We start from the raw sequence: 21,841 nt of genomic DNA, 5'->3' as shown, positions 1-21,841 counted from the left end.
GCGGGGCAAAGGCATCTATGCATTCGCTCGAAGGAATTCGCCGTACGATTCTGGACGGATTCTGGTCTCCTGGAGATCGCTTGCAGCCCACCACGTTAGCCGAGCAATTCAGCACCAGCACCACCGTCATTCGCGAGTCCTTGACTCGTTTAGCCGGTGAATACCTTGTTGCCATCCGCACCAATCGCGGATTTTTCGTTCCAGATCTGAACCTTGGAGAATTGGCAGATATTACCGAGCTCCGCTGTGCCACCGAGGCGCTCGCGGCACGGCTGGCCGTGGAGCGTGGAACCGTAGGTTGGGAATCCGGGCTCATCGCCGCGCACCATAAACTTTCGCGAACCCCACGCCGTCTACCCGAAGAACCGGATCGCGTGAACCCGCTCTGGTCGGTTGCGCACCGCGAATTTCATCATCAGCTTTTGGCTCCCTGCGAGTGCCAACCGAGGCTGAAACCCTCCACCGACTTGGCGAATTTCACGGAGCTCTATCGCCTGTGGGCCGCACCGTCACAAGCGGCGGTGGCGCGCGATGTTGAGCATGAGCACGCAGATATTCTCGATGAGGCCCTGGCTCGCGATGCGCAGCAGCTCGGCGCGCTGCTGCGCAAGCACTTCCAAGCCACCGTGGACGTCGTGATGCAAGCCGGTTTGGTCGAGCAGCCCGCATGGCTACCGGCTTCTCAGCGAGAGCCCGGAAGGATGGTGGTCGTGGCGACCGCGCTGTTCATCGTTGCCACCGCTTTGCGTACCGCGTCCCCAGCACGGGAGTCCGTGGCGACTTCCTTGATCCGTTGCTTGGCCTCTGCAGTGTTCAGCGGTTCGATCTCCTCGGCTAGGACATCGGGCACCACGCCCATGCCTTGCAAGATGGATAGCAGCGTTGCCTCGTGGGTTTCGGCCTCCCGTTGCCCCTGGAGCACCGACCGCAGCCCGAAACGGAATTGGCGTTCCAGCTGCCCGTTCAGTACCTTCACATTCCCCTTGCCCAGACCAAAGAAGCTGCGTTCTCCGTGTTCCACGAGTCCTTGCTTGGCTAAAGAATCTGTTACCAAGCGAATATTGCACAGCCGGTTGATCGCAACGGCCGAATCCAGGGTTGTGCCGTCTTTGCCTTCGAGCCTGTCCAGGGAATGCGCCAATACCGGGTCCCCGATTGGCCCCGCCCCGATGATTGTGATGCGCGGATTCGTGTCTTCGGTCAAGCCCACTCGTCCGCCCAGGATCAGGTCGGCAATGACCGCCGCGTTCATCCCGTACCCATAAGAGCTCATCACCGTCTCTGGGCGGCCGTCATCCTTGGTCAGTAGCAAATACAGCTTCTCGGAGATCAACATATTTCAAGGCTATCGACTCTGGAAACCTGCGTCCTCACCATTACGACGGATTTCGCCGTGGTTGAAATGCGGATCAATATTTGAGGCTGCCGGATCTTGCGCACCGGCCAACTGTTCACGCTGCGCACGTCTGCGCGCACGTTTTTCCTTGCGAAGTTGCTGTTTCTTGTCGTGGATCAGTGCCGAAGTTGTTCGGATGAACACCGAGATCCAGGTGAAGAGAATTGCGACCACGGCAAGTTCAAATCCGGTGAGGTTGTAGTAGTTCCATTCCTGCCATAGCAAGAAGGACAGCCATAGGGCTCCTAGTGCCGTCAGCGACATCAAATGGAAAACCACCGGATACCCCGGAAGAAGCACGGTAGTCCCCATCAGGAGCAGCATCATCCCGGCCGCCGCCAAACGGACAAAAGTAGCGTGTACCTCGGGTGCAACATTCACCGGAACTATCCCGATCAAAATAACGCCAACGGCCACCGCCAACAGGCACCAGCGGACAACGCCGGGACGCGGACGCAGATACTTTGCAATCCGGTATTTCTCCAAGCTCGGGCGACACCTATAGGTCCGTGCGAGCTTTGCAAGATCTCTGGTCATAAATTCGGTAAAGGCCATCAGCACGAGCCCGGAGACCACCAACGTGGTATTGAATGTCCAGAAGGAACCGATCCCCGCGTCATAGGTGCCGAGGGAAGAGAACATCGACTGCCACCAGCCTCGGTCCTCGGCGAGCAGCATGCTGATGACGACACCCGAGGCCATGAAGATACCCAGAACCACCGACAGAGTTTCGGCATTTGTCCGAGCCGTGGCAACCAAGCACAGATAGGCACTTACCCCTGTCGCGCCACTGACAAGCAAGGACCCGGCAAGCATATCCACACGCAGTCCGAAAAACGCCTGCTGCATCAGGTGGAAAGCCACCATCAAGATCATCACCGAGCTTGCTGCATGAACCAATACCAGCCCAATCAGGGTGACTGCCTGACGCCACCTGGGGATCCGTGCGAGCCACGGCTCGCGCGATAGCAGCAACCGCCGAAAGGCCACCGCACTTGCCAGGGCTGCTGCGACCGCTCCGGTTGAAGCTGCGACGGCACCTACCGATAGCCCACCGGCGAGGGCCGGACGATTACCTGCGAACAGGATGAGTCCAACTATTAATCCTAGGATTGAACAGATAAAGCCTGCCCACAATGCCTGCCGTTCAATGTCTAGTTCTGTGGCCGGTTTGCCATGGTTCTGAATGCTCTCATCGGTCCGCACGGTACCAATTATCTCACTGATAGACTTTTTAGTCAGTTTCTGCCTACGCCAGTGCCTGGGTTAGCCCGTTGACCATCAGCGTCACGGCCCCGGCAAACGCGACGAGAATAACGAACAAGCGGCTAAACCTCTCCGGAATTTTAGGAGCGAGGAAGTTGCCCAGCAGTATTCCCCCAACCATCGCCACGAGACAGCTCACCCACTGCGTCCAATGAAGTTCAGGAGCTCCGCCCTTGGCCAGCAACGAAGCGACGGCCAGCACAAAGAAATACAGTTGCACCGAAATGGCGAATTTCGCCTGCGGCCATCGGCTGGCCACCGCGTACCCCGCAATGGCCGGACCTGATACTCCGGCGGTAACAGACATGAATCCGGAAACGGCGCCGGCCCCGATTGCCAACCCCTTGCTTTGCGCGGTACGAAGGTTGCGCACCAGGAAGCTCGAACCCAGGGCAAGGATGACCATCAGGGCAATCCCAACGGTGAGCCATGGGCCGCCTAAACGCGAGGCAACCCAGGCGCCGGGAAGAGTCATGACGACCGCAGGAACGAGCATCAGCAAGATCTTCTTATACTCAACATCCCTGAATACCTGAAGCAGAATCAACAAGCTGCTGCAGGCTCCGAGGAAGTTGACCACCATGACCCCGTGGTGCGGCCCGAGAACCATCACCAGAAATGGTGAAGCAACCAGCGCGAATCCCATGCCGGAGATTCGTTGTGTAGAAGCCCCCACAAAAACGGCCGCGGACAATCCGAGCAATGCGCCGAGTTGTAGCGTATCCAATAGTTGTTGCCTTCCAGTTCCTGCGCCGAACGCAGTCGCGCCCTATTGCTTTACGTTAGTGCACCCGAGCACGACCGCAGAATACGAATTCCGCGCTGCCTCGTTCTACGCTTGTCTAGTGAGTATCGACGTTGACTACCTGATCATTGGCGGCGGAGCGATGGGCTCGGCCGCCGCCCACTCATTAGCTGCACGCGGCCGCGAAGTGCTCTTGCTCGAGCAGTACGCGCCGGGCCATCTGCACGGTGCCTCGCATGGGGCGACCCGCAACTTCAATCCGGCCTACGCCGAAACTCCCTACGTGCAGTTGCTGCAACGCGCGAACCACCTGTGGGACGAGATTGCCCAGGCCGGTGGCACCGAGCTGCTAAACCGCACCGGGTTGGTGAACCACGGCGATCCAGCCGGGCAACGCCAGATCCAGCGCAGTCTTGGCGCGGCCGGATTCGACTGCGTGACGCTGAGCATTGCCGAAGCCGAAGAACGTTTTGCCGGGATGAAATTTGAGACCGAAGCTCTGTATATTCCCGCAGGTGGTCAGATTAATGCCGATCTTGCCGTTTCGACACTGCAACGTCTGGCGTTGAACTCCGGGGCCACGATTCACCACACTCGGCGTGTGTCGTCCCTGCAAGTGATCTCCGAGGAACTTGTCAGCATCCAGCTGGAGGACCCTGCGGGGAGCTCAACCCTGCGCGCACGCCATGTCATCGTGACCGCCGGGGCATGGACCCGGTCGCTCCTTGGGGAAGCAATCAGCCTTCCACGGATCCATGTCACCGAAGAGCACCCGGTTCATTTCACGCAAACCCCGCTTCCGGTACGGTGGCCCGGGTTCAACCACTCGCTGGACCCCGCCCGCGATACCGGCTCCCCGGTCTACGGTCCGATTTATGGAATGCACACCCCCGGCGAGGGAATCAAGGTCGGCTGGCACGGCGCGGGCCGCATAGTTGACCCGGATGCCCGTCCGCATGAACTCGTGGACGAACAAATTCGGGCGTTGCAGGCATATGCCGCACGCTGGCTACCTGGTGTGGACCCCGAACGTTTTGAGACGGTCTCCTGCACCTACTCCAATACCGAGGACGAGGACTTCATTTTGGATCGCTTCGGACCGATCACCGTGGGCGCCGGATTTAGCGGACATGGGTTTAAGTTTGTGCCCGCCATCGGCGAGCATCTGGCCGATCTGGCCACCGGAGCCTGCAGCACCGAGCCGACTTTCGCCGCAAACCGCAAAATCACGCGCCCCGTATTTCTGGAGCGGCGCCATCAGGTCGGACTGGACTAACCCTTGCGTTTAGCCCCCGGCAGCTGTTGAGTGATGCAGTGGATTCCGCCACCGCGCGCAAAGAGCTCCCGGGCATCGACTCCCACCACTTCCCGCCCAGGATAGGCCTCCGCCAATACCTGCAGGGCCTGGGCATCCATCGGATCGCCAAAGGTGCAGGCGATGACTCCGGCGTTGGTGACTAGATGGTTGATGTAGGAGTAATCAACCCATCCCTCGGTATCCGTGAGCACCGTCGGGGCCGGCACCGCAATGAGCGTGAGCTTGCGCCCCTTGGCGTCAACTGCAGACTCAAGCTGCTGGCGCACCTGCTGGGAGACCGCAAAATCTGGGTGCTCGCGGTTCTGCTGGTCGTGGAAAAGCACCACTCCGGGCGCGGCGAAACATGCCACGATATCCACGTGTCCACGGGTTCCGAATTCTTCGTTGTCACGGGTCAACCCGCGCTCTAGCCAGATGGTCTGCGTGGCACCGAGTAGCCGGGAAAATTCCACTTCAATATCGGCTTCCGTTGCCCCCGGATTGCGTCCCGGGTCCAACTGGACGCTGCGGGTAGCCAAAACGGTGCCCTCCCCATCCACGTGAATGCCGCCGCCTTCATTGGTGATCAGCGCTCGCAGCACCTTGGTTTCGGTCAAGGCAGCAATTTCGCTCGCGATCTTGCTGTCCTTTCCCCAGTTTGCCCATGCCTGGGCGCCCCAACCGTTGAAATTCCAGTTCACCGCAAAGAGTTCACCCGCGGCATCACGTACGAAGGTTGGACCGATGTCGCGCATCCAGGCATCATCCAACGCGCGTACCGCGAAGTCCACGGATTCCCCGAGATGGCGGCCGGCATCGGCAAGTGCGCCTGGATCAACGATCATCGTCACCGGGGTAAACCGGGCAACCGCGCGGGCCACGTTGGACCATGCCGTACGAGCGGCTTCCGCCTCCGCCTCGCTCTGCCCCAAGGTGTATCCTCCGCTTGGAAAAGCCATGAAGATCCGCTCATGGGCTGCAGTTTCGGCGGGCATGAAGTAGTTAGGCACGAGTCTGCTCTTCTTCCCCGAGTCCGCTCTCAACGCGCGCTTCGGTCAGGGCTGCGTAGGTTTCCGGGCGGCGTGTGCGCAGGAATGGGAAGAGCGTCAGCCAGTCCCGGCGGGCATCCAGGTCCAGGCTCGCGACCAGCACCGCTGATTCATCGCGCGGGGCGCGGACCAGAATCCGGCCATACGGGTCGGAGATGAAGGAGGAACCGTAGAAGGTCAGCGCTCCTTCGTCGCCCCAGCGGTTAGGGACGACCATGAAAAGACCGTTGGCAATGCCATTGCCGAGAATGGTTTGGCGCCACAGCGGTTCGGTATCAAAATCCGGGTGATCCGGTTCAGACCCGATGGCCGTAGGATAGGCCAGCAGGTCGGCCCCGGCCAACGAGTAGATGCGCGGTGGTTCGCTGAACCACTCATCCCAGCAAGTGGGCAGTCCCATGGCCAGATCTTCCAGGCCCGGGATGCGGTGCACCGGATAGGGCTCCTCGTTGGGGCCTTCGCGGAAGTATTTATCCTCGTAGTATCCGGCGGTACGCGGAATATGCAGCTTATTCGTGGTCGCCACCAGTTCGCCCTCCGGCGACACGACAATCGCGGTGTTCAGCCCCAGGCCATCGTGCGAAGGCGCCTTGCGATACAAGGAGATATGCACGTTGATCTGGTGCTTGGCGGCCATCTGCGCGGCGAAGGTAAAAGTTGGACCGGTCAGCAGCTCTTCTGCAGACGCATCGGCGGCAGCCGTATCCGGGACTTCGAATGCCGGGTATTTGCTCAGCGTCAGTTCCGGCAGGAATACGATTTGTGCGCCATGGTTCGCCGCTCGCCGGATCCCATCTTCAAGCTCCGCTTCCAGGGCTTGGCGATCTTCATGCCAGCGATGCTGCACTAGGGCGACGGTGATGTCACCACGTACTTTTTCTCCGGCACGCGCCGGAGAGACCGGTGGATTCAGGGCGAGGACTTCTTGCATTTTAGGTCACCTCAGGATGTTTAACGAATGCTATTCGTTTTCAGGTTAGACCTAAGTCATATCCAAAATCAAGGAGTTTAACGAATGATTTTCGTTTAATCTGTGTATGCTCTAGTCAAAGAGTCTCGAAGCAAAGGAAGCCCGCATGGCTAGGCCGTCGAAACCAAAGCTCAGCGCAACTGCGATTGCCGACGCCGCGCTCAAACTTGTCGACGCACATGGCGAGTTCACCCTGCCGCAACTGGCCAAAGCACTCTCGGTGACTGCATCTTCGCTCTACAACCACGTAGATGGCAAGGCCGAGATCATTGAACTGATGCGCGGGCGCGCGATGTCCGAAATTCAACTACCCGATCTGGACCGGGTTGATTGGCAGGAGGCAGTTCGGCAGATCGCCACGGAGTATTGGGCCTCCTACGCCAAGCACCCAAAATTGATTCCGCTCTTCACAAGCCACACGGTCCGCGACCAAACGACGCTGCGAGTCTATGAAGCGCTGGCTGAAGCGTTTGCCATGGCTGGATTTGCACCCAAGGAACGCCTGCAAGCGATCACCATCATTGATTCGTTTGTCCTGGGCTCCGCGTTGGATGCCGCCGCGCCCAAGGAAGTCTGGCTAGTGAGCAGCGAAGCATCTACCGCATTTAGCGACGCCTTGGACGCCGGCTTGAATGTAGAAGGCAGGCCGGCGACGGCCTTCTCTGCCGGATTGAAAATCGTGCTATCCGGGTTTGAGCGAAAGTTCTTGTAGTTCTCCGATTTCCCATGGGTGGCGTTTGGGCGGACTACGCGCACGAGAAATCGTTGATCAGCAAAATTCCCGGCCGGTATCGAATTGTCGTTTTCGGCGCCGTAGCCACCGGCGAGGACCATCCGATGTTGCTGCCCATTTCGGTGACCGCAGCTCCATCAGTTGTTGTCACGACGAGCACCTTGGCTTCAAATGTCTGGGCAGCACCGAGGATTGCTCCGAGCAGACTCAGCCCGGCGCTAAACCTCACCGAAGTAGTGCCAGCGTTGACGTTTAGAAAACGAACATCACCGGAATTGAACTGCACCCGAACCGCATATTTAGCACCACCAGGCATAGCCGGCGCGGGCCAGGACACGTCAGCACTGGTAGCGGCGCCCAGCACGCCGCCAACCGTCGTGCAGGTCAGGGCGCCGGGGATTGCTGGCAGGCTGGCGGCAACGGGCGATGACGTAGACGTCGCATTGCCCGCGAAGGCGGCCTGAGTCATTTCGATCTTCGGTGTGCCGACAATCAGCGTGCTGACGAGCAGAAGAGCACCAAGGCCCGCGATCCCACGTATCGATTTGCGTTTCGACCATCTGTGAGCCGACCCGGTTGCGTCTTCGACCGAGGCTTGCATCTCGGACGCGTTCTTTCTTGCTTCACTCGTATTGCCAGGATCACTTCCACGATCGTTGGTGCTTCTAACGAAGGCTATGTAGAGCAGATAGGCACAGAGCAGTCCCCCGAGAAAAAATGCCCAAGGCTGGCTGAGCCAAGAAACGGCATAGCCCAATACAGGAATGCTGAGAAGAAGCTTATCGACGGTGCTCGCGTGGTACATTTCGAGATCTGGGATGGGGTTGGAATCTCCCTTGAGCACCAGACCGGCATCTGAGTTCTCGACGACCCGATGTGTTATGCGTTGATTTTCGCTATTTATCACCGAGACAATTTCGTCCTGGTTGATCTCGTGGATAGCAGTGGGCACTGCGATCCCTAAGGAACCCGTCGGAATCGACGGCTCCATGGAGCCGGAGGCAAAAATCAAGGGCTTTAGACCAAAAATCATGGTTGCGACCGTCATGATCAGGCATAGGGAACCCAGTGCCGCCCCTACGTTCAATACGATCCGCTGGAATGCTGAGAGGCCCGTGCCCCGATTTCTTTTGGACTTATGATTCCCCATGCTAGGAACCAACCGTTGAGGTGAAGGCCAGGCCAATGCTTGTCGTTGCGCCCTGCAGGGAGTTGGCAGCTGTTGTCGGCAATGCATATTGGATGCAAAGCGACTCTGAGGCACCAGATTCCAAGGTACGTGGAGTCGATGAGCCGGTGAACTGCGCACCGGCGCTCTTGGAGACTATGGTCGTTCCACCTGAACACGTGACGTTGGTGCCGCTGCCGCTGATGGTTGCGCCAATCTTGACGGAGATGTTCAGCCCCGCGCCCAGGGTGGAAGCACCTGATTCGGTGATCTTTCCCTGAACCGTATACGGAGCCGATATGGTTCCCGTATTTTTCACAACCACCGTGGATGCCGCGCTGGTGCCCGGATACAAATTACTGCCGGTAATAGGCATCTGATAGGTAGTTGCGTTCGCTGCACCTGCCGTTGCGCCGACTCCAAGGGCGACAGTAGCGGAACTGATATTGGAGGTCGCGGTGGCGGTGCCGGTCCACGCAGCCAACGTGGAGACCGCGCCAAATCCCACGAGAATTCCCATGGACAGGATCGCCTTGATACGCATAGATCGGGTGCTCATCGTTTGCCATCATCCCTTGTTGCTTCAGTTCGTTTCTGTCTCCACGAGAGCATGACGGCCGCACAGCCTGCGGCCAATGCACCGATTCCCAATACTGCTAACCCTCCGCTGAACCCCGTATCGCCAAGCTGATCCCGCTGATCCGGCGTATTCTTTTCGGGAGAAGCTTCTGGGGGCGCGTCGGTTTCTCGTGGTGGTTGCGACGGTTCGGGCTCCGGCGTCTTGCCTTTGCCGGTTTCGACCGCGTTGATCTGCACCTGCAGAGAACGCTCTTCCTGATCTTGCGACCCGTTCGTCGCGGTCCCCGGCATCCCCATGCGCAGTCCCACTTTGACCGCTTCCGCCGGTTCCAGCCGGAAGCGTGACAAGCCGATTGTCTCGAAATAGATTTGCGTGTGAGCTGCTGGATCCTTGGGTTGCACGCTAACTTCTATCTCCAGGCCGCGGTCGTTTCGAATCCACAGTGCGCCAATGACTTCATCGCCCGGCACCAGGACGGGCTCCCCGCCGAACAGCGGCGGTGGGGCCTGTGAAAAATTCCTGCCATCACTGCTATAGCTCAAGCCACCGGTAATGTCTTGATCGCCCCGGGCATGGACGGGGGCGGCACTCAGACATGCGATGAGGGCTGCCGTCGAGGCTTTCAAAAGGACCGGGTGAAGACGAATAGTCATGTCCGTTCCTTTCGTTGTTTTTCGCGCCACGCTCCGGCGAACATGATCATCGAGTAGGCCAGCAGGCCCCCTGCGGCAGCCCAGGTCAGCCAAGTGCGCTGCTGGCCGGAAATGGCCGAATTGATGAAACCGAGCAATGGCATCGAATACCAGAGCTTGCCCCTGATCTGCTCTGGCCTTACCGGATCGTCATCGGTGTTGTTTGCATCCCCGCGCAGGGTGAACTGGGTTTCCCCCGACAAGGACGAGCTAACGGCGGCGACCCGGTGGGTCACCACCTCAGGCTCTCCGGACTTCAGCTGGTAGGTCACCACATCGCCAATCCGGATCTCTTCCGTATCTGCAGGCCGCACTACGATTAACGACCCAGGAGGGAACTCTGGCCGCATGGAACCTGTCAGCACGGTATAGGCTGTGGCACCGCCGAGTTTCGGGATTACGATCATGACGGCGATCAAAGCCAGCGCAACGAAGAGGGCAAACCAAGAGGCAAGTTGTCCGCTCCACCAAAACAGGCCAGTCTTTTCACGTTCTTTTCTGAGCTCCGCTCGAGTTTGTACCCTCATCGCTGCTGCCCGACAAAGCCCAGCCTGAGTTCCAGCTTTCCGCCGGATGCTGCTTGGGATGCGCCCGCAGGAAGCGAGACGCGCACGCATAGGGTTTCTTCGCTCCCAGCGCCTTCGGCCGGCAACGGTCTGGGCGCTGCAAACTCCGCGGCGTCACCTAGCGAACCTGCATAGAGTTGCTCGCCAGCGAGCGGCTGCCGCGCTTCGCAATCGGAGGCAGTCATACCGGCATGAATGCGCACCTGGCTTGCTTCGGACAAGGCAATATCAGCGGCAGTTGGCGAAGTTGCCGCGTTTACCGCTCCATCCAACTGATAGCCCAAATCGCTGGTGCCGCCATTACTGATAACCAGTGGCGCCTGCGTGAATTGCCCCGGAACAAGATTCTCGCTGCTGAGCCTGGTGAACTGGTGATGCTGCGTACCGTTCCCGTCATCGCCGGCAAGCAACATCAAGGATCCGGTCTGCAGCGTTCCCGGATCTACACTGCTTTCTGCGCGCCACGAAGCGACCGTGCCTTGGGCGCCGAGTCCGAGCGCCAAAAGCACGGCCGCTATCAACGCAAACTTCAGAGGCTTGGGCATATAGGGGCTATCCAGCGTTCGTTGCCTAAGAGCGGACTTGATCCAAGGTCAATGTCAGGTCGCCCAAGTCAAGTGGCTGGTCATAGGTGGACGGCGGTGTGTCGCCTACGGCTCCTTCGGCAAAGGCAACGGTAATCAACACCGGAACGTTGTAGGTACCAGGCTCGGCAAAACTCAGCGTGCCGTCAGGTTCTTCCGTAATGCCCGTAGCCGAGGCGTCAACTTCAAGCCCCACGGTCACAAAGCCTTCCAGCGCGCCCAGCACGGTCTCGGCTTCGGCAATGCTCAAGACACCGGCAATATTCTTGCCCTCGGCGTCAATTGCGACGGTCTGGCTGTAGGTTACCGTATCGCCAGGCACAAGCTGCTGTGTTGCAGGGTTGAAGGGCTCCGGCGCTGCCGCGTTGCTGACATCTTGCCAAACGCCGTCGGCGCCCAGAGTCAGGTTCAGGTGGCCGGTCTCAACCACGCCTGCGTCTACCGTCTGCTGTGATTGCCAGCGTGCCACCGTACCGGCGCCACCGAGCAATAGGGCACCCGCGGCAACGGCCGCTATCGTCGCCTTGGTTACTTTCTTCATATGCTCCGCATCCTCAAAATAAGAGTGCCTTCGATGGCACATATCTTCAGTAAAGCGTATTTAGGAGCAAATTCAACTTGCTTTTAGCTCGAAGACTTCTGCACTTCGTCCGGGCTTTGGGAATTCTCGCGGGGTTTTCTCCCGCCACCTGAAGCACAATCAGATGTTTCCAAGCTAATCCGTGCTGAGTAGTGACTTTAGAGGATATCTAGATACTAAATTATATCGCCTAACTCCATGTGCCACCGCTAGCCTGTTACCCAATACCCGACCGGCTACAAATTATTGGCCGAGTAGACAACTCCTTATCGAGTTGCCATCGCATCGAATAATTAAAGTCAGCGTTCTAGATTCGGAGCCGACGCAAACAGGTTCAACCCCATGGCGCGCGAAAGCTGCCCAATGGCCAGCTGCGCCCGAACCGAGTTGCCAGCCATATCCAAGGGTGGCGAAAAGGCGCCAATGGCGCCTTTGCCCGGAGCGATCGCGACGATGCCTCCGGAAACTCCGGATTTGGCTGGTATGCCGATTTCAAAGAGCCATTCGCCCGAACGCTCGTAGAGGCCGTTCGACGCCACAGCGGCCAAGGTGTCACGGCAGACATCCGCATCAACTACCTGTTTTCCGGTCACCGGGTTAACCCCGCCGTCGGCCAGCGTCGCGCCCATGACGGCAAGGTCGTAGGCGGTGACATTCAATGAGCACTGCTTGGTATAGGTATCAACGGCGTCCAAAGGGTCCCCCTCGAGACGCCCGTAGCTCTTGAGCAAACGGCCCAAAGCCTTGTTTCGTTCGTTGGCCAGCGACTCGGAGTGGTAGACCTCGTCATCCAGGGACAGCGCGCGGCCGGCGAATGCCGAGAGCCCTTCCCTGACGTTCTCCCACTTCTTCGCTGCGGTCTTGCCGGGAATCATTTCGGTGGTGGCAATCGCTCCGGCGTTCACCATCGGATTCATCGGGTGCCCATTATTCAGCTCAACGGCCATCACCGAGTTGAAGGACATCCCGGTGTTGTTCACCCCGATGCGCTCGCGCACGAGTTCGCGCCCATGCTCCTGCACGACCAAAGCGTAGACGAACATCTTGGAGATTGACTGGATGGAAAAGAGATGCCGGCAGTCGCCAACTTCATGCACGGATCCGCGAACGTGGGACATGGCAATGCCAAACAGGTTCGGATCAGCTTGGCCGAGGATTGGGATGTAGTGGGCCAGCAGACCGTCATCCGCATCGGCATAGCGTTCATGGGCCTCTTTGAGAAGCTCGTCGATGCGTTGATGCTCTAGGGCACCAGTGGATACCTGCTGTTCGACGTCGTCAAAGTCGGTAGGAATAGTTTCGTTATTCCCCTCCGAAGGATAGTTCATCTTCACCTGCCTTTGCCTATGGCGCCATTAGTTTCCTACTACCTGTTTTGAGACTACCAACAGCGACCTCAGCTGGCATCTTTCAATTCGGAGTGCGACTGGCCGCGCAGCTTCAACGATGCCAGCTGATCGATTCCGCGGTGGGGCTGCTGCGGCTCCTACCGTGGAGCAAAGTGTGTTTTCGGTGACAATGTGCACGGCCTTACAGCGTTAACTCCCATTCTGACCTAGCATTTTCAGTATGGCTAAGGGTATTACTTTTCATACGCGCAAATGGGTTCGCCCCGAAGACCTCAACGCAAATGGCACGCTGTTCGGCGGAAGCTTGCTGCGTTGGATCGACGAAGAGGCGGCCATCTACTCGATCATCCAGCTTGGCAACAAGCACGTGGTCACCAAATTCATGTCCGAAATCAACTTCATCGCTTCCGCCAAGGAAGGCGACCTCATTGAGATGGGCCTGACCGCCATCGACTTCGGTCGCACCTCGGTCACGCTGCGTGCCGAGGTACGCAACATCTTCACCCAGGAATCCATCCTGACCATCGAGAAGATTGTGTTCGTGAACATCGGCGAAGACGGCAAGCCAGAACCACACGGCTATGACCACATCACCTACACCCGTGACCGTATTCCCCTGGAAATCACCAAGGCTCTTATCTAACTTCCGGCGGATGCCTTCAGCCATTACCCGGTTGGCGGTGTGGAAACGGCCCCGATCCTCGTGACGAGGATCGGGGCCGTTTCGCATCAAGGCTCAATTTGCGTCCCGAAAATTTGCATACATTACCTCTTGTTCCGCGTGACTTGGTAGGGCAAAGTAAGTGCCGGACGCATTAAGCGCCTTTCCCCCAACCGAACGAGGTATTGAGTATGAGCCGGATGATCTTCGTCAATTTACCCACCGCTGACCTAGCCAAGGCGGACACTTTCTACGCTTCGTTGGGGTTCGAGAAGAACCCGGTCTTCTCTGACGAGAACGCTTCCTCCTGGATGATCAGCGACAACATCACCGTGATGGTGCTGGTCCAGGAATTCTTTGCCAGCTTCCTGGTCGATGGAGATGTGCCCGCACTGGGCGCACCGCACCGCGAGACGCTCAACGCCATCTCGGCTGACACCCGGGAGGGCGTGGACGAGTTCGTAGTCAATGCCCAGACCGGCGGCGGGAGCATCTACCGCGCGGCAGACGAGCCGTTCCCGGGAATGTACCAAGCGGCCGTGAAAGATCCCGACGGCCACGTCTGGGAAATCGCATGGATGAGCCCAGAAGCCATGGAGAATCCTGGCGGCTAGTTCAACAATCAGCAAGCAGGGGTTCTGCCGCTGGTCCGTTGGGGCGGCGGCGGGACCCCTGCTTGCTTATCTCGCTAATCCGGCGTTTTGGCGTGCCGCCTGGCCTTTTTCTGCAGCCCCTTGCGGTATAGCTTCTTCATGCCGTCCGCCGGACGGATCGGCTGCTGCCATCTCGGTTCGAGCTCATCTCCCAAGGTCACCCCGCGAATTCTGCGTCCGAACATCGGCAGGACCCACTGGCGCAGCCACTCCACGTCGCGACGCACCGCCTGCACCGGAGATACCCGCTCGATGTCGCCGAAGTCTTCGAATGCAAGTTGATGGTTGGCCCCCAGGATCTCTAAAACCCTGATGGCCATGTAGCGATGCCCGGCCCGATTCATATGCAGCTTGTCGACGTCCCACATGCGCCGATCCCTGTAGACCTCCCATTCCCAGTAGTCCACCAACGTGACCGTGTCACCGTGCTGAAGTGCTAGCTCCCGGACACGATCGTTGAATTTCCAGTTGCGCCGCTTAAACGGAGCAAGCATCGGGTGCACCGGGATGTCGAAGCCGGTAAACAGCAAAATTTGGGCCCCGGAGGTTGCCAGCCGCTCTACCGCGGCAGTGTAATTTGCCAGCACCACATCCAGATCCTTGCGAAACTCCAGAATGTCATTTCCGCCGGCATAAAAGCTGATGACATCCGGGTTCATGGCTAGGGCCGGTTCGATCTGCTCTTCGATGATTCGATCCAGCCGGCGGCTGCGGATAGCAAGGTTGGCGTAGCGCCACCCGGGATCTTCTTTGGAGAGTTGCTTAGCCACTCGATCCGCCCAGCCACGCACCCCATTGGGCAGGCGAGGTTCCCAATCCCCCACACCCTCGGTGAACGAATCCCCGATTGCTACAAATAGCCGACTCATGACTGGCTACGCTACCGTCGGCAATTGACCAGCCAATGACCTAGCGGCAAACGAAGCCTTACCGCCACATGTCGTTCGGGCTCACCTTGGTGCGCGCGAGCCGCCAAGCAGGCCTGCCCCGGGTTGACGATCAGCGAGAGTCCGCAATTCTCGCTCAGCGCACCTCGGTCAGGCTGTTCATCACCGACTGGCCGCCCACCTTCTCGAAGTCCTGCGAAACCTGAAGCGCAATCGCCTCGGCGATCCCTGCGGTATCCATTCCCATATCCGGGCCGGCGAGCACCGGGAGTTCGCCCAGCACGTGCACCGCGGCGGATTCGATGGCCAGTGCCGCTTGAGTTTCGCCCAGATGCGCCAGCAGCATGGCCGCGGACAAAATGGCGCCGACGGGATTAGCCCACCCCTTGCCAGCGATGTCTGGGGCCGAACCGTGGATGGCTTCGAACATGCTCGGGGCCGATCCGTCGAGGTTCAGGTTCGCGCTGGCTGCCACACCGAGTCCGCCCTGGATCACCGCACCCAAGTCGGTGATGATATCGCCGAACAGGTTATCGGTGACCACCACGTCGAATCGTTCCGGGGCTACCGGCAGGTGGAAGCACATGGCGTCTACATGGACATAGTCCACTTCGACCTGCGGGTAGCGTGCCCCGACCTGCGTGACCACTTCCTGCCATAGCTTGCCGGCTTCGATCAGGATATTTTTCTTATGGCACAGGGTGAGTTTTCCGCGCCGGCTAGCGGCTAATTTGAATGAGTATTCGACCACTCGTGTGATGCCCGCACGGGTATTAACCGATTCTTGCACCGCCACGGTGTGCTCGGTGTTTGCGTGAATGGTGGACCCCTGGCCCACATAGGCGCCCTCGGTGTTTTCCCGGACGATCACCAGATCGCAGCGTTCGGGAGTCAGCCCGGCGATGGGCGTTGCCACACCCGGATAGAGCTTTACCGGACGCAGGTTCACGGCTTGCTCGAATTCCTGGCGCATCGCCAAGATGAAGCCGCGCTCGAGGATTCCGGGTTCCACCGCGGGGTCGCCCATGGCGCCGAAAAGGATTGCCTCGTGACCGCGAAGTTGTTCGGCAAGTTCGGTGCCCCATAATTCTCCGGTCTGCAGGTAATGCTGTGCCCCCGCCTCATATTTGGTCAGCTGAAGCGCAAACCCAAACGCCTGCTGGGCCGCGGCCAGTACTTTCAGCGACCCGTCCATGACCTCGGGGCCGATGCCGTCTCCGGGAATTGCTGCAATGTTATAAGTTTTCACGGGGAATGCCTTTCAGGATTGTCCAGGAGAGCTAGTTGCTTTTGGAAGTACTCGGAGAGGTGCTGCAGAGCCCTGCCGCTAGCACCTTCGCGTAGGGCGAGGACAAGCTTCGCTAAGTCGGTTAGCGAATTTTCAAATGCCTGCCCGTGCCGTCCGAGGCCGGGAAGGATGACTTCTTCGGTCATCCGCACCAAGCCTGAAAAACATTGCAGGTGGCTGTTGTCCGAAGCGTCGAGAAGCGCCAGGTGGAATCTGGACATCGGGCGTTGATCACCGGTGCGGGCCTGCTGGATCAACCGCTGAAGATCATCCAGCACCGTTTCGGGCAGTTGGCCGCACACCATTTTGCACGCCGCGGATTCGAGCACTTCGCGAAAGACCAGCGCCTCGCGGAGTTGGCTTCCGGCCATGCTCCGGACCGTCGCGCGGCCAGCCGCGTCGATGCAGATGATTCCCTCGCGCTCAAGCAGGCTCAATGCTTCCCGCAATGGGGTGCGGCTCAAGCCCAGCTCTTGGGACAGCTTGCTCTGCGCAAGAACCTGTCCGGGATGGTAGCGCCCGGAGAATACGCGTTCGCTGATTACTCCCGCGGTTTCCCGGGCCAGGGAGACATTGCTCCGCCATTCGGAAGTCATCGTCACCGCCTCGTGCTCCGGCGGTTGCCCGCGATTGTTGGTATCCAGAAGTTATTTGGTGAGAATCACTGTTCCCGGTGCATCACCACATGTCAATGAATTTAGGAGTTTTTGCAATAGTTGCTGCCATTTAGGCAAAATCCATTGACTGCGAGCTAGATTACTGATTAGCTTTGGTCATCTACTGGTCAGACCAGTAGAGCTTCTGATAGTCGACGACGCGAAAGCAGGAACGGTGTCCACTTATTCAAAGGCCTTCCCGGATGGCTTGCCCATTGGTGACGCGTGGGTTCCGTGCGAAAGCTCCGCACCAGTCGTCTTCCCCTACGATTCATCGATCGTTGCCCAGGCTCCCGTCGGCACCACCGAGCATGCGAGCCAAGCGCTCGATGCGGCGCAGGCAGTCGCCAAGGAAATCGCGCGGCTGAGCACCGGAACCCGACGGGCAATTCTGCTTGCGGTCCACGAGAAACTCGCCGCCCATCGCGAAGAGCTGGAAAACCTGCTGGTGCTGGAAACCGGCAAGCCGCTGGTCGACTGCCGCGTTGAGGTCGCAAGAACCCTGACTACCTGGGCCGCGGCGGCCGAAGAGGTCGCCCACGCCCATGGCGAAACTGTCCCGCTGGACCTTCAGCCATCCGGTGCGGGAATGATCGGCTACTGGACCCGCAAGCCGGCAGGAATTGTCATTGGCATCGCCGGATTCAACTACCCGCTGCTGCTGGCAAGCCACAAGCTGGCTCCGGCCCTCGCCGCCGGCTGCCCCATCGTTCTCAAGCCCGCCCCCAACACCCCATTGGCCACCCTGTGGGCGGTCCACCTGATCCGCGAGGCGCTTGCCGAGCATCGGGTCAGTGCCGCGGCGGTGCAGCTGGTCACCGGCGGGATCGAGGTCGGGGAGCTACTCGTCGGAGACCCGCGCTCGGCCGTCGTCTCCTTCACCGGCTCCGCCGCGGTAGGCCACCAGATCGCGAAAAACGCGGCACCACGCAAGGCGGTGCTCGAGCTGGGATCCAACACCGGCTTCATCGTGGCCGCCGACGCGGTGATCCCGGACGCGGTGGACGCGGTGCTTCGCGGTGGGTTCTATGCCAATGGGCAGGCCTGCATCTCGGTGCAGCGGGTGCTCCTCGATCAGAAAATCGCCAAGGAATTTGAACGGCAGCTGCTCGCCCGCATCTCCGAGGTCATCGTGGGCGACCCCCGCTCGGCCGACACCCGCGTAGCGCCGGTGATCAACGAAGCCTCCACCCAGCGCATCATGGCTTGGATCACCGCCGCCGTCGAACGCGGCGCGCAGGTGCTGAGCGGCGGCGAGGTGCGCGACGGGGCCATCCGGCCCACGGTGATGAGCGGCGTGCCCACCGATGCGCAGCTGTGGTGCGAGGAAATTTTCGGGCCGGTGATCTGCCTGCGCAGTGTCCCGGATCTGGACACCGCCTTCGAACTGGTCAATGATTCGCGCTATGGCCTGCAGGCGGCGATCTACAGCACCTGCCTGAAAACCGCGTTCCGGGCCATCGATGAGCTGGAAGTCGGCGGGGTGGTAGTCAACGAAATTCCGGGCTTCCGTTCCGACATCATGCCCTATGGCGGGGTCAAGGATTCAGGCATAGGCCGCGAGGGACCGCGCTTCGCCATCGAAGAATTCACCGTGACCCGCATGGCCATGATCAGGCCGTAACTAGCAGTCCTCAGAGAAAGATTCATCGATGGATTACACGCAGTTGTTTCAGTTTTCCGGCCGCCGCGTCCTGGTGATTGGCGCAGGCAGCGGCATTGGCCGCGAGGCCGCGCTGGCCCTCGGCGCCCATGGCGCCGCGGTCATCTGCGCCGATCGCGACCTGGCAGCGGTCCAGGTCACCGCCGGCGAACTCGGCGCGAACGCCTCCGTGCTGGAACTCGATGTCCTGGATTTCCAGGCAGTACGGGCGGCAGCCGCCGAATACAGCGACATCAGCGCGCTGGTTTTCACCGCGGCCACCAACGTTCGCAAGCGCATCGTGGACTACTCCATGGAAGAATTCGATCGCGTGGTGAATCTGAACCTGCGCGCCTCCTTCGCACTGCTCCAGGCCTTCGCCCCGCGGATGGCGGCCAACGGCGGCGGGTCGATTATCGGCATCGCCTCCATCCGCGCCACGGTCGTCGAGCCCGGGCAGAGCGTCTACGCGGCCACCAAGGCGGCGCTGGTCCAGCTGGTGCGCACCGCCGCGGCCGAGTTCGGCGGCCAGTCAGTCCGCGTTAACGTCATTGCCCCCGGCGTTGTGGAGACCCCGCTGACCAGCCAGATCAAGGCGAACGAACAGTGGTACAACGCCTATTCCGAGAAGAGCGCACTGGGACGCTGGGCCAAACCCGAAGAAATGGCCGGGGCCATCGTATACCTGGCCTCGGCGGCCTCAAGTTTTGTCACCGGCTCGGTGCTGACGGTCGACGGCGGCTGGACCGCAATCGACGGACGCTTCACCCCGCCAAATTAGCCTGCACACCAGCTGCGGGGTGCAGCGAGAACCCTGAGGGAAAGGATTTTAAGTTGCCGCAGACACCCGAAACTCCGGCCGCGGCGAAGACCCGCGCCTTCGAGGCGATTGTCAGCCATATCGAGAATCAGGTGCTCGCCGGGGAGCTGAAAATCGGCGACCACCTGCCCGGCGAGCGCGAACTGGTGACCCGTTTCCAGGTCAGCCGGTCCTCGGTGCGCGAAGCGATGCGGGTGCTTGAAAGCAGCGGCATGATCGCCTCCCGCCCGGGTGATCCGCGCGGAGCGGTGGTGCTTTCCCCTACGGCCACGCCGCTGCGCAAAATGATCACCCGGCTCACCCATACTTCCGCCTCCAGCCTTGCCGATCTGCTCATCTACCGCATGACCCTGGAGTCCTCGGCGAACTCGCTCGCCGCGACGAGGCGCACGGATGCCGATCTCTTGCAGCTGGAAAAGGCGATGGCGCGCATGCGGGCCGCGCGCCTGCAGGGCCAAATGGCCTTCAGCGAAGCTGACCTCGATTTCCATGATGTGGTCGCCAAGGCCAGTGGCCATGCCTTGTTGCAGATCTCCGGCGAAGCCGTGCGCCAATCAATTGAACAGCTCATCGCCTCGCGCATCGAGCAAAGCTCGGATGACCATGCACTGATGCTGCGCACCATCGATCATCACGCCGAGGTGTTTGCGGCCATCGAGCAAAAGGATGCACATCTGGCGGAGCATCTGGCGCGCAGCAGCCTATTCGAATACTACGGGCATCTGCTGGGCGCCGAGGAGCGCGAAGCATTGGCCGCCTTGGCCTCCTTCGGCAGCCCGGCCGAGCCCTGATCCCCCAAAGGGCAGGCTCGACCGTGCCCGGTGGGCCTAGTCCAGGGCCAGCCAATTCGGTGTTGCCTGCGCCGGGCGATGCGCCTCATACCAGCGTGCCGCGCGCAGCAGGTCGGCATCGGCGCCGACCCGGCCGGAGAGCTGCACCCCAATGGGCCGCCCGTTGGCGGTGAACCCGCAATTGACCGTGGCTGCAGGTTGGCCCGACATGTTGTACGGAACGGTGAAGGCGATGTGGCTCATGGTCGCATCCGGGTCCACCACCGGCATCGGCTGCTCGGCGGGGAAGGCGGCCATCGGCGAGACCGGGGAGATCACCAGATCGAAGCCTGCGGTCGCGGCGATCGTGGCCCGTTGCATCTGGTCGATCGCGCCGAAGTTCCGGATGGTGTCCGCACCATCAAATCCGGCGCCGCCGGCGCACCAACGCACGATGTAGTCCAGGACTTTCGCCTGGTCTGCTTCGGAAAGCTCCCGGTAGTCGGCCCAGGAACGGGTGCGCCAGAACTTGTCGAGCCGGTCCAGCATGCCTTGATCGATAAACGGATCCAGCCGCTGCACGTTGGCCCCGGCTTCCGCGAAGGTCTCCGCGACCGCTTGCACGGCGGCAAGCACCTCGGGGTCGACCTCGGCTCCGGCATTGGCCACGGTATGCAGCCCGACCTTCAAACCCCGCACGTTGCCCCGCGGGTTTTCGAAGTCCATGGGCGCATAGGGGCGCGCGGAATAATCGCGGATGTCTGGCCGGCCGAGAATGGACATGAACGCCGCGATGTCATCCACCGTGCGCCCCATAGGTCCCGCGGCGCGTCCGATATACGGGGCATCCAGCGGAATCAGCCCGGCGCTCGGCTTGAGCGTGGCCAGCCCCTGCCAGCCGCCGGGCAGCCGAATCGAACCGCCAATGTCCGTTCCCACATGGAGCGGACCGTACCCTGCCGCGGCCGCCGACCCGGCCCCGGCGCTGGAGCCGCCGGTGGTCCACGCCGGATTCCAGGCGCTGCGCGAAATGCCGTGCAGGCTCGAGACGCCCGAGGAGAGCATGCCCCAGTCCGGCATCGTGGTGGATCCGAGGATCACCGATCCGGCTTCGAGAATCCGGTCGGTGATCGGTGCGTTGGCGCTGGGAACCTTCGGATTGGCCAGCGCGGTCCCCGAGGGCATGGGAATTCCCGCGCGGGCCACGTTTTCCTTCACCGTGGCCGGCACCCCATCCAGGGCACCGCGTTGCTGCCCGGTTGCCCAGCGTTTTTCACTCATCCGGGCTTGGCGGCGAATGTCTTCCGGATCGAACTGATACATGGCGTTCAGCACCGGTTCGCGTTCCTGGATCCGGGTGATCACCGCCTCGGCGACGTCGACCGGGGAGAGCTCTTTGGCCGCATACCTCTGGCCGAGCTCGCGGGCGGAGAGCTGGTGCAGCGCTGTGGTGCGTTTGGATAGCTGAGACATCTGGACCTTTCAAAAT

General features: G+C 60.3%; 24 protein-coding genes and 1 pseudogene. 8 read left to right on the top strand and 17 right to left on the bottom strand.

Annotated features, from left to right (window positions below):
- Positions 1 to 17: 17 nt before the first annotated feature.
- Positions 18 to 560 (top strand): annotated as a pseudogene (locus tag CQ017_RS18540) (GntR family transcriptional regulator); the annotation flags it as partial.
- On the opposite strand, the gene CQ017_RS18335 reads toward CQ017_RS18540, so the two are convergent.
- Genes CQ017_RS18335 through CQ017_RS04695 form a run of 4 tightly spaced genes read right to left on the bottom strand, consistent with a single transcriptional unit; the run spans position 510 to position 3,389 of the window.
- Positions 510 to 644, bottom strand: coding sequence for a hypothetical protein (locus CQ017_RS18335; protein ID WP_258133491.1), 135 nt, complete (start codon positions 642 to 644; stop codon positions 510 to 512). The pseudogene CQ017_RS18540 and the gene CQ017_RS18335 sit on opposite strands and share 51 nt — an antisense overlap.
- A 38-nt stretch (positions 645 to 682) precedes the next feature.
- Positions 683 to 1,336 carry a GPP34 family phosphoprotein gene (locus tag CQ017_RS04705; protein WP_105552748.1) on the bottom strand — a complete coding sequence of 218 codons (654 nt, stop codon included), beginning with the start codon at positions 1,334 to 1,336 and terminating at the stop codon, positions 683 to 685.
- A gap of 9 nt (positions 1,337 to 1,345) precedes the next feature.
- Positions 1,346 to 2,602, bottom strand: a complete 1,257-nt coding sequence (locus tag CQ017_RS04700; RefSeq protein WP_105552747.1) for a hypothetical protein — start codon at positions 2,600 to 2,602, stop codon at positions 1,346 to 1,348.
- Between the two features lie 43 nt (positions 2,603 to 2,645).
- Positions 2,646 to 3,389, bottom strand: a complete 744-nt coding sequence (locus CQ017_RS04695) for a sulfite exporter TauE/SafE family protein (protein WP_146112429.1) — start codon at positions 3,387 to 3,389, stop codon at positions 2,646 to 2,648.
- Between the two features lie 118 nt (positions 3,390 to 3,507).
- On the opposite strand from CQ017_RS04695, the gene CQ017_RS04690 reads away from it, so the two are divergent.
- A complete protein-coding gene (locus CQ017_RS04690; RefSeq protein ID WP_105552745.1) occupies positions 3,508 to 4,683 on the top strand; it encodes an FAD-dependent oxidoreductase in 1,176 nt (391 codons plus the stop codon).
- On the opposite strand, the gene CQ017_RS04685 is transcribed toward CQ017_RS04690, so the two are convergent.
- A complete protein-coding gene (locus CQ017_RS04685) occupies positions 4,680 to 5,699 on the bottom strand; it encodes an agmatine deiminase family protein (protein WP_181150502.1) in 1,020 nt (339 codons plus the stop codon). The two genes, CQ017_RS04690 and CQ017_RS04685, sit on opposite strands and share 4 nt — an antisense overlap.
- 7 nt (positions 5,700 to 5,706) lie before the next feature.
- A complete protein-coding gene (locus tag CQ017_RS04680; RefSeq protein WP_105552743.1) occupies positions 5,707 to 6,684 on the bottom strand; it encodes a nitrilase-related carbon-nitrogen hydrolase in 978 nt (325 codons plus the stop codon).
- A 145-nt stretch (positions 6,685 to 6,829) separates the two neighbouring features.
- On the opposite strand from CQ017_RS04680, the gene CQ017_RS04675 reads away from it, so the two are divergent.
- Complete coding sequence (locus CQ017_RS04675) at positions 6,830 to 7,435, top strand: TetR/AcrR family transcriptional regulator (RefSeq protein WP_105552742.1); 606 nt, start codon at positions 6,830 to 6,832, stop codon at positions 7,433 to 7,435.
- A 34-nt stretch (positions 7,436 to 7,469) separates the two neighbouring features.
- On the opposite strand, the gene CQ017_RS04670 is transcribed toward CQ017_RS04675, so the two are convergent.
- The 7 genes from CQ017_RS04670 to glsA form a co-directional block, all read right to left on the bottom strand.
- Positions 7,470 to 8,606 (bottom strand): signal peptidase I, encoded by a 1,137-nt coding sequence (locus CQ017_RS04670; protein ID WP_181150499.1) that lies wholly within the window; start codon positions 8,604 to 8,606, stop codon positions 7,470 to 7,472.
- A gap of 1 nt (position 8,607) precedes the next feature.
- Positions 8,608 to 9,183 (bottom strand): hypothetical protein, encoded by a 576-nt coding sequence (locus CQ017_RS04665; RefSeq protein WP_146112427.1) that lies wholly within the window; start codon positions 9,181 to 9,183, stop codon positions 8,608 to 8,610.
- The gene (locus tag CQ017_RS04660) at positions 9,180 to 9,857 is read right to left on the bottom strand and encodes a hypothetical protein (RefSeq protein ID WP_105552739.1); all 678 of its coding nucleotides are present in this window, start codon (positions 9,855 to 9,857) and stop codon (positions 9,180 to 9,182) included. Before CQ017_RS04660 ends, CQ017_RS04665 begins: the two co-directional genes overlap by 4 nt.
- Positions 9,854 to 10,423, bottom strand: a complete 570-nt coding sequence (locus CQ017_RS04655; protein WP_258133490.1) for a signal peptidase I — start codon at positions 10,421 to 10,423, stop codon at positions 9,854 to 9,856. The genes CQ017_RS04660 and CQ017_RS04655 overlap by 4 nt, the downstream gene beginning before the upstream one ends.
- Complete coding sequence (locus CQ017_RS04650; protein ID WP_105552737.1) at positions 10,420 to 11,007, bottom strand: SipW-dependent-type signal peptide-containing protein; 588 nt, start codon at positions 11,005 to 11,007, stop codon at positions 10,420 to 10,422. Before CQ017_RS04650 ends, CQ017_RS04655 begins: the two co-directional genes overlap by 4 nt.
- A gap of 25 nt (positions 11,008 to 11,032) precedes the next feature.
- Complete coding sequence (locus CQ017_RS04645) at positions 11,033 to 11,587, bottom strand: alternate-type signal peptide domain-containing protein (RefSeq protein WP_181150497.1); 555 nt, start codon at positions 11,585 to 11,587, stop codon at positions 11,033 to 11,035.
- 338 nt (positions 11,588 to 11,925) lie between these two features.
- Entirely contained in the window at positions 11,926 to 12,954 is a 1,029-nt protein-coding gene (gene glsA, locus CQ017_RS04640) for a glutaminase A (RefSeq protein WP_105552735.1), read from the bottom strand.
- A gap of 241 nt (positions 12,955 to 13,195) precedes the next feature.
- On the opposite strand from glsA, the gene CQ017_RS04635 reads away from it, so the two are divergent.
- The gene (locus CQ017_RS04635; protein WP_105552734.1) at positions 13,196 to 13,618 is read left to right on the top strand and encodes an acyl-CoA thioesterase; all 423 of its coding nucleotides are present in this window, start codon (positions 13,196 to 13,198) and stop codon (positions 13,616 to 13,618) included.
- Between the two features lie 209 nt (positions 13,619 to 13,827).
- Complete coding sequence (locus CQ017_RS04630; protein WP_105552733.1) at positions 13,828 to 14,250, top strand: VOC family protein; 423 nt, start codon at positions 13,828 to 13,830, stop codon at positions 14,248 to 14,250.
- Between the two features lie 74 nt (positions 14,251 to 14,324).
- Here CQ017_RS04630 and CQ017_RS04625 read toward each other — a convergent pair whose 3' ends face one another.
- From CQ017_RS04625 to CQ017_RS04615, 3 genes are all read right to left on the bottom strand, one after another.
- Positions 14,325 to 15,158, bottom strand: coding sequence for an SGNH/GDSL hydrolase family protein (locus tag CQ017_RS04625; protein WP_105552732.1), 834 nt, complete (start codon positions 15,156 to 15,158; stop codon positions 14,325 to 14,327).
- A 154-nt stretch (positions 15,159 to 15,312) separates the two neighbouring features.
- Positions 15,313 to 16,425, bottom strand: coding sequence for a 3-isopropylmalate dehydrogenase (locus CQ017_RS04620; protein WP_105552731.1), 1,113 nt, complete (start codon positions 16,423 to 16,425; stop codon positions 15,313 to 15,315).
- Positions 16,422 to 17,060, bottom strand: a complete 639-nt coding sequence (locus tag CQ017_RS04615) for a GntR family transcriptional regulator (RefSeq protein ID WP_105552730.1) — start codon at positions 17,058 to 17,060, stop codon at positions 16,422 to 16,424. The genes CQ017_RS04620 and CQ017_RS04615 overlap by 4 nt, the downstream gene beginning before the upstream one ends.
- A 235-nt stretch (positions 17,061 to 17,295) precedes the next feature.
- Between CQ017_RS04615 and CQ017_RS04610 the strand changes: the two genes are divergently transcribed.
- From CQ017_RS04610 to CQ017_RS04600, 3 genes are read left to right on the top strand one after another with little or no spacing between them, the layout of a single operon-like run.
- Positions 17,296 to 18,744, top strand: a complete 1,449-nt coding sequence (locus tag CQ017_RS04610; protein ID WP_105552729.1) for an aldehyde dehydrogenase family protein — start codon at positions 17,296 to 17,298, stop codon at positions 18,742 to 18,744.
- Positions 18,745 to 18,772: 28 nt separating this feature from the next.
- Entirely contained in the window at positions 18,773 to 19,543 is a 771-nt protein-coding gene (locus CQ017_RS04605) for an SDR family NAD(P)-dependent oxidoreductase (protein ID WP_105552728.1), read from the top strand.
- Positions 19,544 to 19,596: 53 nt separating this feature from the next.
- A complete protein-coding gene (locus CQ017_RS04600; RefSeq protein ID WP_105552727.1) occupies positions 19,597 to 20,373 on the top strand; it encodes a FadR/GntR family transcriptional regulator in 777 nt (258 codons plus the stop codon).
- 36 nt (positions 20,374 to 20,409) lie between these two features.
- Here CQ017_RS04600 and CQ017_RS04595 read toward each other — a convergent pair whose 3' ends face one another.
- Positions 20,410 to 21,825, bottom strand: coding sequence for an amidase (locus tag CQ017_RS04595; RefSeq protein WP_105552726.1), 1,416 nt, complete (start codon positions 21,823 to 21,825; stop codon positions 20,410 to 20,412).
- Between the last annotated feature and the right edge of the window lie 16 nt (positions 21,826 to 21,841).

Origin of the sequence: Arthrobacter sp. MYb224, from assembly GCF_002975455.1 — a bacterium.
In the GTDB taxonomy this organism is placed as follows: Bacteria; Actinomycetota; Actinomycetes; order Actinomycetales; family Micrococcaceae; genus Glutamicibacter.
This window is presented reverse-complemented; position numbering and strand designations above follow the sequence as displayed.

Excerpts from the sequence above, each read along its gene's own strand:
- CQ017_RS04705 (WP_105552748.1), bottom strand. The coding sequence starts at position 1,336 with ATGTTGATCTCCGAGAAGCTGTATTTGCTACTGACCAAGGATGACGGC.
- CQ017_RS04685 (WP_181150502.1), bottom strand. The coding sequence starts at position 5,699 with ATGCCCGCCGAAACTGCAGCCCATGAGCGGATCTTCATGGCTTTTCCA.
- CQ017_RS04680 (WP_105552743.1), bottom strand. The coding sequence starts at position 6,684 with ATGCAAGAAGTCCTCGCCCTGAATCCACCGGTCTCTCCGGCGCGTGCC.
- CQ017_RS04675 (WP_105552742.1), top strand. The coding sequence starts at position 6,830 with ATGGCTAGGCCGTCGAAACCAAAGCTCAGCGCAACTGCGATTGCCGAC.
- CQ017_RS04670 (WP_181150499.1), bottom strand. The coding sequence starts at position 8,606 with ATGGGGAATCATAAGTCCAAAAGAAATCGGGGCACGGGCCTCTCAGCA.
- CQ017_RS04665 (WP_146112427.1), bottom strand. The coding sequence starts at position 9,183 with ATGAGCACCCGATCTATGCGTATCAAGGCGATCCTGTCCATGGGAATT.
- CQ017_RS04660 (WP_105552739.1), bottom strand. The coding sequence starts at position 9,857 with ATGACTATTCGTCTTCACCCGGTCCTTTTGAAAGCCTCGACGGCAGCC.
- CQ017_RS04655 (WP_258133490.1), bottom strand. The coding sequence starts at position 10,423 with ATGAGGGTACAAACTCGAGCGGAGCTCAGAAAAGAACGTGAAAAGACT.
- CQ017_RS04650 (WP_105552737.1), bottom strand. The coding sequence starts at position 11,007 with ATGCCCAAGCCTCTGAAGTTTGCGTTGATAGCGGCCGTGCTTTTGGCG.
- CQ017_RS04645 (WP_181150497.1), bottom strand. The coding sequence starts at position 11,587 with ATGAAGAAAGTAACCAAGGCGACGATAGCGGCCGTTGCCGCGGGTGCC.
- glsA (WP_105552735.1), bottom strand. The coding sequence starts at position 12,954 with ATGAACTATCCTTCGGAGGGGAATAACGAAACTATTCCTACCGACTTT.
- CQ017_RS04635 (WP_105552734.1), top strand. The coding sequence starts at position 13,196 with ATGGCTAAGGGTATTACTTTTCATACGCGCAAATGGGTTCGCCCCGAA.
- CQ017_RS04630 (WP_105552733.1), top strand. The coding sequence starts at position 13,828 with ATGAGCCGGATGATCTTCGTCAATTTACCCACCGCTGACCTAGCCAAG.
- CQ017_RS04625 (WP_105552732.1), bottom strand. The coding sequence starts at position 15,158 with ATGAGTCGGCTATTTGTAGCAATCGGGGATTCGTTCACCGAGGGTGTG.
- CQ017_RS04615 (WP_105552730.1), bottom strand. The coding sequence starts at position 17,060 with ATGACTTCCGAATGGCGGAGCAATGTCTCCCTGGCCCGGGAAACCGCG.
- CQ017_RS04605 (WP_105552728.1), top strand. The coding sequence starts at position 18,773 with ATGGATTACACGCAGTTGTTTCAGTTTTCCGGCCGCCGCGTCCTGGTG.
- CQ017_RS04595 (WP_105552726.1), bottom strand. The coding sequence starts at position 21,825 with ATGTCTCAGCTATCCAAACGCACCACAGCGCTGCACCAGCTCTCCGCC.